An 11,840-nucleotide genomic window follows, 5' to 3' on the forward strand; every position below is an offset into this window, starting at 1 on the left:
GAGCGGTAGGATTCATCCCCACAGCACGCTGTTCTGGCGACGCAGCAGGCAGGGCCCGTCGAGCCGGGCCCACCCCACAATAACAAGACGGAGTACGGATTCATGGCAACTCGCGAGACGGGCAATGTGAAGTGGTTCAACGATGCCAAGGGCTACGGCTTTATCCTGCGCGAAGACGGGGCGGATGTGTTTGTGCACTACCGCGCGATTCGTGGCGAAGGCCACCGCTCCCTGGCCGAAGGGCAGCAGGTGGAGTACGCGGTAGTGGAAGGGCAGAAAGGCCTGCAGGCCGAGGATGTGGTCGGGCTGTAAGTGAGAGGGGCTTGCTGTGGCAAGCCCCCTGCCCAGAGTCGGTGAGCGTCAGGCCGTACGCCAGGTGATCTCTTCTTCGCCATCGGCGCTGATGCGGATCCAGCGATCGGCGGTCTCCTCGCCTTCTTCCTCGACCCAGCTCCCCGGGGCACAACGCACTTCCACGTTCAGCGCGGCAAAGGCCGCGCGGGCGCAGGCGATGTCGTCGTCCCACGGGGTCTGGTCGCTTTCCAGGTACAGGCTGTTCCATTTGCCCACGGCCTTGGGCAACCAGGTCACCGGCACGCTGCCGGCCTGGCACTTCCAGGTCTGGCCTTTCTGGACCCAGTCGCTGCAAGGTCCCAGCGCGGCGCCGAGCCAGGCGGCAACGGCCTTGTGATCGACGTCGTCGTCCTTGAGGTAAATCTCGATATCGGGCTGGCGCATGGAAATCCTCGCTGCGGTTGTTCGAAAAATCCATTCGCGGATTTTGCCGGCCTTGAACCCGTGTCCAAGGCCATGAAGAGTGGGGTTATTGCAAAACGAAGTAATCGTAGCGCATCGACACGCTGACCTCGAACGGCTCCGGCTGTTCGATGACCTGCGCCCGGCGCTCGGCGCTGGCACGCCAGCCGTGAGGCGTCATGGCCAGCAGATTCGCCCGGTCCTGGGCGCTGGCCAGGCTCAGCTTGAACTCCAGCACTTCGCTGTGTTGCAGCGTCATGCCTTCCGGCACCAGGGCCAGGTGCTTGTCGTCGGTGTATTCGCGCACTTCATCGTACAGGCGCTCGCGCAATTCCATCAGATGCCCGCTGGTCGGTCCGACTTTCATCAGGCCGCCGCCGGGGCTCAGCAGGCGCTTGGCCTCCTGCCAGTCCAACGGGCTGAACACGCTGGCGATGAACTGGCAGCTGGCGTCGGCCAATGGCACCCGCGCCATGCTGGCGATCAACCAGGTCAGTTGCGGGTTGCGTCGGCAGGCACGCTTGACCGCTTCGCGGGAAATATCCAGCGCATAGCCGTCAGCCGTGGGCAGCGCCTCGGCCAGTTGCGCGGTGTAGTAGCCCTCGCCACAACCGATATCGACCCAGCGCCCCGGCGCCCGTTCGGCCGCCAGTTCCGCCAGGCGGCGGGCCACCGGCGCGTAGTGGCCGGCATTGAGGAAATCCCGTCGGGCTTCGACCATGGCCAGGTTGTCGCCCGGGTCGCGGCTGTTCTTGTGCTGCACCGGCAACAGGTTCAGGTAACCCTGGCGTGCCCGGTCGAAACGGTGCCCGACCGGACAGGTCACGCCGTTGTCGACCGCGCTCAGGGGGGCGCTGCAGAGAGGGCAGGTGAGCATCAGGCAAGCAACTTGATCAGGGTCTGGTAGTAGATTTCGGTCAGCACGTCGAGGTCGCTGGCCAGGACCCGTTCGTTGACCTGGTGAATGGTCGCGTTGACCGGGCCCAACTCGACCACCTGGGTGCCGAGGGTGGCGATAAAGCGCCCGTCGGAGGTGCCGCCGCTGGTGGAGGCCTTGGTGTCGCGCCCGGTGATGGTCTTGATGCTCGCCGATACCGCATCGAGCAGCGCGCCGGGTTCGGTCAGGAACGGCAGGCCGGACAGCGCCCATTCCACGTGCCAGTCCAGGCCGTGCTTGTCGAGGATCGCCGTGACCCGCTGTTGCAGGCCTTCGACCGTGGACTCGGTGGAGAAACGGAAGTTGAACAACGCCACCAGCTCGCCGGCGATCACGTTGGTCGCGCCGGTCCCCGAGTTGAGGTTGGAAATCTGGAAGCTGGTCGGCGGGAAGAAGGCGTTGCCGTCGTCCCAGTGCTCGGCGGCCAGTTCGGCCAGGGCCGGAGCGGCCAGGTGGATCGGGTTTTTCGCCAGGTGCGGGTAGGCCACATGACCTTGCACGCCGCGTACGGTGAGCTTGGCGCCGAGGGAACCACGGCGGCCGTTCTTGACTACGTCACCGACCAGGGTGGTACTCGATGGCTCGCCGACGATGCACCAGTCCAGGCGCTCTTTACGCGCGGCCAGGCGCTCGACCACAGCCTTGGTGCCGTGGTGGGCCGGGCCTTCTTCGTCGCTGGTGATCAGGAAGGCGACCGAACCGCGGTGGTCCGGGTAGTCGCCGACAAAACGCTCGGCGGCCACCAGCATCGCGGCCAGGCTGCCTTTCATGTCGGCCGCGCCGCGCCCGCAGAGCATGCCGTGCTCGTCGATCAAGGCATCGAACGGATCGTTCTGCCAGGCCTGCAAGGGGCCGGTGGGCACCACGTCGGTATGACCGGCGAAACACAGCACCGGGCCTTCATGCTTGCCATGGGAGGCCCAGAAGTTGTCGACGTCTTCGATACGCATCGGCTCGAGCTTGAAACCGGCATCGCCCAGGCGCTGCATCATCAGCTTCTGGCAGTCGGCATCGACCGGGGTCACGGAAGGGCGGCGGATCAGGTCGCAAGCGAGTTGCAGAGTCGGCGAAAGGTCGGCGTGGGCCGTCATGGGAAAGCTCCGGTGCTTTTTTGCAGGAGCTGGCTGGCAGGGATTCAGACGAGGCGGTGAATCTGGATCACCGCGTCGCCTGGATCGCCGGCAAGCCGGCTCCTACACGGGTAGGGGCGCGCAAAGGGTGGATATCTTAAAGCAAAACGGCGGCCCGCAGGCCGCCGTTTCGTGTCGTGTATCGCGTTTATGCGACGGCTGCCGGCTCCGGCTCGCTGGCCGGTTTCGGCAGCGAGGAGACGAACGCCATGATCAGTGCCGCCAGGTACGGCAGCGACTGCACCAGCAACATCACCACCCAGAAGCGCATGTCGTTGCTCGGCAAGCCCTGCACCAGGAAGATCCCCAGTGCCGCGGCCCACAACAGCAGCATGATGAACATCTCTTCCCGGGCTTCCGAAATCGCTACCCAGAAGCCGTGGTTATCGGCGTTTTTCGGCGTGCGGAAGAACGGAATGCTGCTGGTGAAGAAGCCGTACAGCACCGCTTTGGCGATGGTGTGGGACAAGGCCAGGCCAGCCAGTGCGGCGGCGAAGGCATCCTTCATGTTGACCCCGACCGCGCGGCGGTAGAGGAACAGGATCTTGCCGACCTTGAACACGAACAGCGCCAGTGGCGGGATCGCGAAGATCAGCAGCGGCGGATCGACCCGTTGCGGCACGATGATCATCGCCGCCGACCAGAGCAGGGCGCCGACGGTGAAGAAGATATTCATGCCGTCGGCTACCCACGGCAACCAGCCCGCGAGGAAGTGGTAGCGCTGGCCACGGGTCAGCTCGGTGTCCTTGCCGCGCAGCAGGCTGGCGGTGTGCCGCTTGATGATCTGAATCGCCCCGTAGGCCCAGCGGAAACGCTGTTTCTTGAAGTCGATAAAGGTATCGGGCATCAGGCCCTTGCCGTAGCTGTCATGGTGATAAGCCGCCGACAGGCCTTTTTCGAAGACCCGCAGGCCCAGCTCGGCATCTTCGCAGATGCACCAGTCGGCCCAGCCCAGTTCTTCCAGGACCGAGCGACGGGTCATGGTCATGGTGCCGTGCTGGATGATCGCGTCGCGGTCGTTGCGGGTGACCATGCCGATATGGAAGAAACCCTTGTATTCCGAGTAGCAGAGCTTCTTGAAGGTGCTTTCGTTCTGGTCGCGGTAGTCCTGGGGCGATTGCACGATGGCGATCTTCGGATCGGCGAAGTGCGGCACCATGTGCTTGAGCCAGTTGCGGTCGACGCAGTAGTCCGAGTCGATCACCGCGATGACTTCGGCATCCTTGGCGGTGTGCGGAATCAGGTAGTTCAGTGCCCCACCCTTGAAACCGGCCAGCGGCGCGACGTGGAAGAAGCGGAAGCGCGGACCGAGGGTTTCGCAGTAGGCCTGCACCGGTTCCCAGACCGCCGGGTCCTTGGTGTTGTTGTCGATGATCAGGACTTCGTAGTCCGGATAATCGAGGGCCGCGAGGGCGTCGAGGGTCTGTTTGACCATCTCCGGCGGCTCGTTGTAGCACGGCACGTGGATCGAGACTTTCGGCCGGTAGTCCGAGTCGCCTTCCACCGGCAGGAATTCACGCCGGCGCTTGTGGGTCCAGACCGCCTCGGCCAGTTCGTGGGCCTCGGTCAGCAGGACGATAAACACGCCCAGGGCCCCGATGGCCAGCAGGAAGCCCACCGTCAGGCTGAACCAGGTGCTGTATTGCTGGCTGTAGTCGTAGCCGATCCACACCAGCACCGAACCGCAGAGGAACGCGATAAAGGTCAGGAAGGTCCGGCCGCGCTGGCGCAGGGCCGAGCCGTCGATCATCAGCAGGGTCAGCGAGAGCAGTGCGAGCACCACCGAACCGATGGCCAGTACGCGCCATTGCGGGATCGCCACCACCGGGCCTTCGAAGTTGAACTTCTGCTGGCGCGCGGCGTTGAACACGCCCCAGTAGGCGCCCACCGAACCTTCGTCGCTGGCCTTCCACGGCTGGTCGAAGGCTTCGATCACGAAGTAGTTGAAGCCCTGGCGGTTAAGCTTGTTGACCAGGGTACGCAGGTAAATGGCCTGGTCGGCCTGGGTCGCATCGGCACCGCCACGCATGCGGCCGTTGCTCGGCCAGCCCACTTCAGAAAGCAGCAGGGGCTTTTTCGGGAACATGCGCTTGAGTTCGCGGGCGCGGTCCAGTACGTACTGGCCGGCCTTGTCCATGGGGATGAATTCCCAGTAGGGCAGGATGTGCGCGGCGATCAGGTCGACGTGCTTGACCAGTTCCGGGTTGTGTTCCCAGATATGCCACTGTTCCGAGGTGGTCACCGGCACCTTGACGGCGGCGCGCACGCGGTCGATCAGCACGGCCAGGTCCTTGGCGGTGATTTCCTTGCGGAAGATCGCCTCGTTACCCACCACTACCCGCACGACACTGCGGCTGGTGTTGGCCAGTTCGATGGCGCGGGCAATTTCGCGCTCGTTGCGTTCCTGGTCCGGGCTGATCCAGATCCCCAGGGTCACCCGCAGGCCGAACTCTTCGGCGAGCTTGGGAATATCCTGGAGGGTACCGTCGACCGAGTAGATACGGATGTTGTCCGTCAGCTTGCTCATGATCTCCAGGTCGCGACGCATTTCATCGTCGGTCGGGTACTGGTCTTTCTGAGGGAATTGTCCCTGCTGGAAAGGCGAGTAGGAGAAGCCAGCGATCTGCTCGGGCCAGTCAGGCGCCGAAACCGGGCGGTTGATCAACGCCCAGAAACCGGTGAATAGTGCGGCAATTGCCAACACCACGACCAGGTTGAGTCCAAATTTACGCGATGACATAGGTATTTCGGGTTCCGAAAAGGGCTAGAACAGGGAACAGAGCGGCGCGCATCCTACACTTGCTATCCGTCGACCGTACAGCACCGTGGAATATGCGCAGGCATTGGGCAATGACACAGGGCTTAAGTTCTTTCCGGATTCTTTGTAGCTCTATTCTCGTCAAAGTGTTGTGATTTAACGCTCATAGGCAGCCATTCATAGGCTAAAGCTGCCCTCGGCCGGCGCCCGGCCCTATAATGCGCGCCGGTTTTTGGGGTAATGGTCATGAGTGCAGAAGATCCGCGGTTTGCCGGCGTCGCCCGGTTGTATGGCATTGAAGGGCTGGCGCGGCTGAAGGCCGCCCATGTGGCGATCGTCGGCGTCGGCGGTGTCGGTTCCTGGGCGGCGGAAGCCATTGCCCGTTGCGGTGTCGGCGAGATCTCGCTGTTCGACCTGGACGATGTCTGCGTCAGCAACAGCAATCGCCAGTTGCACGCTCTGGACAGCACCGTGGGCCGGGCCAAGGTCGAGGTGATGGCCGAGCGCCTGAAGGGCATCAACCCGGACTGCCAGGTCCATGCGGTGACGGATTTCGTGACCCGCGAAACCATGGCCGAGTACATCACCCCGGACATCGACTGCGTGATCGACTGCATCGACAGCGTCAATGCCAAGGCCGCGCTGATCGCCTGGTGCAAACGGCGCAAGATCCAGATCATCACCACGGGCGGTGCCGGTGGTCAGATCGATCCGACGTTGATCCAGGTCTGTGACCTGAACCGGACCTTCAACGATCCCCTGGCCTCGAAAGTGCGTTCGACCTTGCGCCGTGACTACGGCTTTTCCCGCACCGTGACTCGCCATTACAGCGTGCCCTGTGTGTTTTCCACCGAGCAGCTGCGTTATCCGAAGCCCGATGGCAGCATCTGCCTGCAGAAGAGTTTTGTCGGGGATGGGGTGAAGCTGGACTGTGCCGGTGGTTTCGGTGCGGTGATGATGGTCACGGCGACCTTCGGCATGGTGGCGGCGACCAAGGCGGTGGACAAGATCGTCGCCGGCATGCGCCGGCCGGCGGATCGGATCAAACCGCAGGCCTGAGGCTTATCGGGTCAGTTCACGCATTCGTTGCAGCACGGCATTCAGGCCGTTGCTGCGGGACGGCGACAGTTGCCGGGACAGGCCCAACTGGTTGAACCAGTCCGGCAGGTCGACCTGCTGCAATTCGTCAGCGCTCAAGCCATTGACCCGCACCAGCAACAACGCCACCAGCCCGCGAATCATTCGCGCATCGCTGCTCGCGGCAAACTGCCACTGACCGTCTTGCAACTGGCCGGTCAACCACACCTGGCTTTCGCAGCCATGGACGCGGTTGGCCTCGGTCTTGTCGGCGTCGCCCAAGGGCGGCAGGCGCTCGCCCCATTGCATCAGCAGGCGCGCCCGTTGTTCCCAGCCCGCCAGGTGCCGGAAATCTTCCAGGACCCGCAGCGCTTCAGCGGGCAGGTTCATCGCAACAGCTCCAGGGACTGATCCAGCGCCTCGAAAAACCGTTCGAGGTCTTCGGAGTCGTTGTACAAACCCAGGGATACGCGAATCGCGCCGGCCAGCCCGAGCTGTTTCATCAAGGGCATTGCGCAGTGGTGCCCGGCCCGTACGGCAATCCCTTGCTCGGTCAGCAGGTGCGCCAGATCGGCGTTGTGCACGCCGTCGACGATAAAGCTGGCCAGTGCCAGTTGCGGCTCGCCCAGCAGGCGGATGCCCTTGCGGACTTTCAGACCTTGCAACAGGTGGGCGTGCAGCGCCGCTTCGTGGGCGGAGACAGCCTCCTGGTCGAGGCCGGCCAGGTAGTCGAGGGTCGCGCCGAGGCCGATAACGCTGGCAATTGGCGGCGTTCCGGCTTCGAAGCCCAGGGGGGCAGGGCGGAAGCTGGCCTGCTGATAGTCCGCGTCCAGCACCATCTCGCCACCGAACTGCCAGTGGTGCAGTTGGTCCAGGGCTTCGTGGCGGCCATAAAGCACGCCGACGCCATCGGGGCCGTAGAGCTTGTGGCTGGAAAATACATAGAAGTCGCAGCCCAGTGCCTGGACGTCGTGGCGACCGTGGACCACGCCCTGGGCGCCGTCGACCACGGTCAGGGCGTTGAACGAGCGGGCCAGGGCCAGCAAGGCCGGCAACGGTTGCCAGGCACCGAGCACGTTGGACAGTTGGCTGACCGCCAGCAGGCGGGTTCGCGGGCCGATCAGTTGGCGGGCGGCTTCCAGGTCGATCAGGCCGTTGTCGGTGATCGGCAGGACGATAAGCCGCAATCCCCGGCGTTGCGCCAGTTGCTGCCAGGGCAACAGGTTGGCGTGATGTTCCAGGGCACTGATGACGATTTCGTCGCCGGGCTGGAAACACGCTTCCAGGCCGTAGGCCAGGAGGTTCAACGCCGAGGTGGCGCCGTGGGTGAAGACGATCTGTCCGCTATCGCCGACGTTGAGCCACTGGCCAGTCTTGCTTCGACTGTCCTCGAAGGCCTGGGTGGCGTGGGCGCCGGGCAGGTGTTGGGCACGGTGCACATTGGCCGCACCGTTGCTGTAATAGTGCGCCAGGGCATCGATCAACGCCTGGGGCTTCTGGGTGGTGGCGGCGCTGTCCAGGTAGACCTGGTCTTGCCGTTGCAGGGCGGCGATGGCCGGGAAATCGGCGCGCCAGGGAGAAGGTATCAGCATGGTATTCGGCCCTGGTGAGCGTGGGCGGGGGGGCGCGAAACCTGTGGGCATTGGTCTGGCTCGTGAAGTTTTTGCCGACCTTGAGGGCCTCTTCGCGGGCAAGCCCCGCTCCTGCAGTAGGGCGCCGGGCGCAGGTTTTGCGTACGACATAAACCTGTAGGAGCAGGGCTTGCCCGCGAAGGTGGCCTCACAGGCACCCCCGCCAGCAAGCCGGCCCCTACAACAGTCCTGCTCAGTTATGCGCGTGCAGGGCTTCGTTCAGCGCGATGGCCGACTTGTGGCTCTTGCATTCCACCGCACCGGTTTCCGAGTTGCGACGGAACAGCAGGTCCGGCAGGCCGGCCAGGTCGCGGGCCTTGAGCACCTTGACCAACTGGTTGTTTTCGTCGAGCAGCGCCACTTTGGTCCCGGCGGTCACGTACAGGCCCGATTCCACGGTGTTGCGGTCGCCCAACGGAATGCCGATACCGGCGTTGGCACCGATCAGACAGCCTTCGCCGACCTTGATGACGATATTGCCGCCACCGGACAGGGTGCCCATGGTCGAGCAACCGCCGCCCAGGTCCGAACCCTTGCCGACGAAGACACCCGCCGAAACGCGGCCTTCGATCATGCCCGGGCCTTCGGTGCCGGCGTTGAAGTTGACGAAACCTTCGTGCATCACGGTGGTGCCTTCGCCGATGTAGGCGCCCAGGCGAATCCGCGCGCTGTCAGCGATACGCACGCCGCTCGGCACCACGTAGTCGGTCATTTTCGGGAACTTGTCCACCGAGAACACTTCCAGCAGCTCGCCACGCAGGCGTGCTTCCAGTTGATGCGCGGCCAGCTCCGACAGGTCGATGGCGCCCTGGCTGGTCCAGGCCACGTTCGGCAGCAGCGGGAACACGCCCGCCAGGCTCAGGCCGTGGGGCTTGACCAGGCGGTGGGAGAGCAGGTGCAGCTTGAGGTAGGCCTCAGGGGTGGACGTCAGTTGGACGTCTTCTGCCAATACGGTGGCGACCAACGGCTTGTGGCTTTCGGCCAGGCGGGTCAGCAGGGCGGCCTGGGCGGCGTCGATGGTTTTCAGCGCGTCGGCCAGTTGCGAGGCCTGGGCGGTGCTGAAGGTGATCGCCTGGTTGCCGCCGGTGTAACCGAGGATCGGCGCAATGGCGGCGACCAGCTCGGCCGAAGGCTGAATCAGGGGTTGGGCGTAGAAAACTTCCAGCCATGCACCTTGACGATTCTGGGTGCCAACGCCGAAGCCCAGGCTGAACAGAGTAGTGGACATGCAGTTACCTCTTGCAAAATGAGTGGGGGCCTTGAGCGCTCTGGCTCAGTTGAGGGCCGCCGCATAAATATCTGGCTTGAAGCCAATCAGGGTTCGGTCACCGAGATCAAGCACCGGGCGCTTGATCATCGAGGGTTGTGCCAGCATCAGTTCAATCGCTTTCGCCTGGTCGAGATCGGCTTTACGTTCGTCGTCGAGTTTGCGAAAGGTGGTACCGGCGCGGTTCAGCACCACTTGCCAGCCGTGCTCGTTGCACCACTGGGTCAGGTGTTCGCGGTCGATGCCGGCGGTCTTGTAGTCATGGAACTCGTACGGCACGGCCTGCTCTTCGAGCCAGGTACGGGCCTTTTTCATGGTGTCGCACGCCTTGATTCCGAAAAGGTGCAACGTTTTGCTCGAAGCGGTCACAGCAATTGCCTCCCCTTTGGAGATGCGAGGGATGAAAGGTTGAAGATTATGCCATGACCGGGGCGCTTAGGCGTCTTAGTCGTGTGCGGTTACATCTTCTCCTGCCGACTGCGACTTTGGTGCAGCGTCCGGGCGGCAGCTTAAGCGGCTAATATGGCACTTCGACGGCAAACCGTTGCCAGAGATATGTTTTAAACGATTGGGAATGCCTTTTATGCAGACGGCCTATACCGTTCTGATTCTACTGATGCTGGTCGGCGTCTCGCGTTTGCTCTGGCGGGTCATCCCGCTGCCGCTGCCCCTGGTGCAGATTGCCGCGGGGGCGCTGCTGGCCTGGCCGACCCTGGGCCTGCATGTGGCGCTGGACCCGGAATTGTTTCTGTTCCTGTTTCTGCCGCCGTTGCTGTTTTCCGATGGTTGGCGCATGCCCAAGCGCGAGCTGTGGCGCCTGCGCGGGCCGATCCTGACCCTGGCCGTGGGGCTGGTGCTGTTCACCGTGGTGGGGGCCGGTTATTTCATTCACTGGCTGCTGCCGGCCATTCCCTTGCCAGTGGCCTTTGCCCTGGCCGCCGTGTTGTCACCGACTGACGCCGTGGCGGTTTCCGCCATCGCCCAGAACCGTCTGCCGACGCCGCTGATGCACATGCTCCAGGGCGAGGCGCTGATGAATGACGCGTCGGGCCTGGTGACCTTCAAGTTCGCCCTGGCGGCGGCCGTGACCGGTGCCTTCTCCCTGGCCAATGCGAGCCTGACCTTTGTCCTGGTGGCGGTCGGTGGCCTGGCCGTCGGCGTGGCGCTGAGCTGGCTGGTGGGGCGCCTTCGGGTCTGGATGATCGCCCGTGGCTGGGACGATCCGGCGACCCACGTGGTGTTCATGTTGCTCTTGCCGTTCGCCGCCTATGTGCTGGCCGAGCGCCTCGGGGTGTCGGGAATCCTCTCGGCGGTGGCGGCGGGGATGATGCAGAGCTGGCTCGACCTGCTGCCGCGTCAGACCAGTACCCGGCTGCTCAACCGCAGTGTCTGGTCGCTGCTGGAGTTCGCCTTCAACGGGCTGATCTTCCTGCTGCTGGGCTTGCAGTTGCCGGATATCGTCAAGGCGGTCGCCAGTCACGAGACCTCGTTGTGGCCGACCTTGCTCTATCGCTGCCTGGAAGTGCTGGCGATCTTTCTGGCGTTGCTGGCGTTGCGTTTTGTCTGGGTGCACAGCATCTGGCGCCTGTCGGAGCTGCTGCGGCACTGGCGCGGCAAAGACCCGTTGTCGGGGATGGCCAAGGGACGCTCCTGCTGGTTGCTGACGGTGGGTGGCGTACGCGGGGCGGTGACGCTGGCGGGTGTGATGTCGGTGCCGTTGCTGATCGCGCCCGGTGTGGATTTCCCCGAGCGTGACTTGCTGATTTTCATTGCCGCGGGGGTGATCCTGCTGTCGTTGGTGACGGCCAGTGTTGTCCTGCCGCTGCTGTTGCGCGATTTGCCGAAGAGCCAGGATGACAAGCACCGCAGCGAGGTGCGCGAAGCCTGGAAGAAGACCGCCGAGGCGGCGATTCATGTGCTGGAGGCCGAGGAGTTGGGGACGCAGCAGGACGTCGCCCTGGATGCAACCCAGGCAGCGTTGGCCACCGAGTTGAAAGCACAATTGATGGCCGAATACCGGCATCAGTTGGAGGTCTTCAACGACTCCGCCGAAGCCCAGGCCCTGGCGTTCCAGATGGACCAGTTGGACCGCCGCCTGCGCTTGAAGGCGCTGCGGGCGCAGCGCCTGGAGTTGTACCGGCTCAGTCGCCAGCACCAGATCGGCGACGATGTGTTGCGCGAGGTGCTGGCGGAGCTGGATCTGAGCGAGGCGAACCTCGGCTCGGTGAAGTAGCTGGCGGTGGGGCTCCACAATGCTTTCAGTTTGGAACACTACCTTGTGGCG

General features: G+C 63.7%; 11 protein-coding genes. 3 read left to right on the forward strand and 8 right to left on the reverse strand.

The window, feature by feature from the left end; genetic code table 11:
- The first annotated feature begins 102 nt into the window (after positions 1-102).
- Positions 103-312 carry a cold shock domain-containing protein gene (locus tag CWE01_RS20680; RefSeq protein WP_100942406.1) on the forward strand — a complete coding sequence of 70 codons (210 nt, stop codon included), beginning with the start codon at positions 103-105 and terminating at the stop codon, positions 310-312.
- A 48-nt stretch (positions 313-360) separates the two neighbouring features.
- On the opposite strand, the gene CWE01_RS20685 is transcribed toward CWE01_RS20680, so the two are convergent.
- The 4 genes from CWE01_RS20685 to CWE01_RS20700 form a co-directional block, all read right to left on the reverse strand.
- The gene (locus CWE01_RS20685) at positions 361-738 is read right to left on the reverse strand and encodes a hypothetical protein (RefSeq protein ID WP_100942407.1); all 378 of its coding nucleotides are present in this window, start codon (positions 736-738) and stop codon (positions 361-363) included.
- An 85-nt stretch (positions 739-823) separates the two neighbouring features.
- Positions 824-1,633 (reverse strand): putative RNA methyltransferase, encoded by an 810-nt coding sequence (locus CWE01_RS20690; protein ID WP_100942408.1) that lies wholly within the window; start codon positions 1,631-1,633, stop codon positions 824-826.
- Entirely contained in the window at positions 1,633-2,784 is a 1,152-nt protein-coding gene (gene dapE / locus CWE01_RS20695) for a succinyl-diaminopimelate desuccinylase (protein WP_100942409.1), read from the reverse strand. Before dapE ends, CWE01_RS20690 begins: the two co-directional genes overlap by 1 nt.
- Before the next feature lie 187 nt (positions 2,785-2,971).
- A complete protein-coding gene (locus tag CWE01_RS20700) occupies positions 2,972-5,563 on the reverse strand; it encodes a glycosyltransferase (protein ID WP_100942410.1) in 2,592 nt (863 codons plus the stop codon).
- Positions 5,564-5,827: 264 nt separating this feature from the next.
- Here CWE01_RS20700 and tcdA point away from each other — a divergent pair, with 264 nt between their 5' ends.
- The gene (tcdA, locus tag CWE01_RS20705) at positions 5,828-6,640 is read left to right on the forward strand and encodes a tRNA cyclic N6-threonylcarbamoyladenosine(37) synthase TcdA (RefSeq protein ID WP_371317484.1); all 813 of its coding nucleotides are present in this window, start codon (positions 5,828-5,830) and stop codon (positions 6,638-6,640) included.
- A 3-nt stretch (positions 6,641-6,643) separates the two neighbouring features.
- Here tcdA and CWE01_RS20710 read toward each other — a convergent pair whose 3' ends face one another.
- The 4 genes from CWE01_RS20710 to CWE01_RS20725 all read right to left on the reverse strand — a co-directional run bounded on the left by CWE01_RS20710 (position 6,644) and on the right by CWE01_RS20725 (position 9,871).
- Positions 6,644-7,048: a SufE family protein gene (locus CWE01_RS20710; RefSeq protein WP_100942412.1), complete on the reverse strand. Its 405-nt coding sequence runs from the start codon at positions 7,046-7,048 to the stop codon at positions 6,644-6,646.
- Entirely contained in the window at positions 7,045-8,250 is a 1,206-nt protein-coding gene (locus tag CWE01_RS20715; RefSeq protein ID WP_100942413.1) for an aminotransferase class V-fold PLP-dependent enzyme, read from the reverse strand. The genes CWE01_RS20710 and CWE01_RS20715 overlap by 4 nt, the downstream gene beginning before the upstream one ends.
- 232 nt (positions 8,251-8,482) lie before the next feature.
- Entirely contained in the window at positions 8,483-9,517 is a 1,035-nt protein-coding gene (gene dapD / locus CWE01_RS20720) for a 2,3,4,5-tetrahydropyridine-2,6-dicarboxylate N-succinyltransferase (protein WP_100942414.1), read from the reverse strand.
- A 45-nt stretch (positions 9,518-9,562) separates the two neighbouring features.
- On the reverse strand, positions 9,563-9,871 hold the full coding sequence (locus CWE01_RS20725; protein WP_371315520.1) for an arsenate reductase: 309 nt from the start codon (positions 9,869-9,871) through the stop codon (positions 9,563-9,565).
- Positions 9,872-10,139: 268 nt separating this feature from the next.
- On the opposite strand from CWE01_RS20725, the gene CWE01_RS20730 reads away from it, so the two are divergent.
- Positions 10,140-11,789, forward strand: coding sequence for a Na+/H+ antiporter (locus CWE01_RS20730; protein WP_100942419.1), 1,650 nt, complete (start codon positions 10,140-10,142; stop codon positions 11,787-11,789).
- The last annotated feature ends 51 nt before the right edge of the window (positions 11,790-11,840 follow it).

The sequence above is a fragment of the Pseudomonas sp. QS1027 genome, assembly GCF_002814235.1.
Lineage (GTDB): Bacteria > Pseudomonadota > Gammaproteobacteria > Pseudomonadales > Pseudomonadaceae > Aquipseudomonas.

Coding starts and splice junctions, on each gene's coding strand:
- dapE (WP_100942409.1), bottom strand. CDS start 2,784: ATGACGGCCCACGCCGACCTTTCGCCGACTCTGCAACTCGCTTGCGAC.
- CWE01_RS20730 (WP_100942419.1), top strand. CDS start 10,140: ATGCAGACGGCCTATACCGTTCTGATTCTACTGATGCTGGTCGGCGTC.
- CWE01_RS20680 (WP_100942406.1), top strand. CDS start 103: ATGGCAACTCGCGAGACGGGCAATGTGAAGTGGTTCAACGATGCCAAG.
- CWE01_RS20710 (WP_100942412.1), bottom strand. CDS start 7,048: ATGAACCTGCCCGCTGAAGCGCTGCGGGTCCTGGAAGATTTCCGGCAC.
- dapD (WP_100942414.1), bottom strand. CDS start 9,517: ATGTCCACTACTCTGTTCAGCCTGGGCTTCGGCGTTGGCACCCAGAAT.
- CWE01_RS20715 (WP_100942413.1), bottom strand. CDS start 8,250: ATGCTGATACCTTCTCCCTGGCGCGCCGATTTCCCGGCCATCGCCGCC.
- tcdA (WP_371317484.1), top strand. CDS start 5,828: ATGAGTGCAGAAGATCCGCGGTTTGCCGGCGTCGCCCGGTTGTATGGC.
- CWE01_RS20690 (WP_100942408.1), bottom strand. CDS start 1,633: ATGCTCACCTGCCCTCTCTGCAGCGCCCCCCTGAGCGCGGTCGACAAC.
- CWE01_RS20700 (WP_100942410.1), bottom strand. CDS start 5,563: ATGTCATCGCGTAAATTTGGACTCAACCTGGTCGTGGTGTTGGCAATT.
- CWE01_RS20685 (WP_100942407.1), bottom strand. CDS start 738: ATGCGCCAGCCCGATATCGAGATTTACCTCAAGGACGACGACGTCGAT.
- CWE01_RS20725 (WP_371315520.1), bottom strand. CDS start 9,871: ATGAAAAAGGCCCGTACCTGGCTCGAAGAGCAGGCCGTGCCGTACGAG.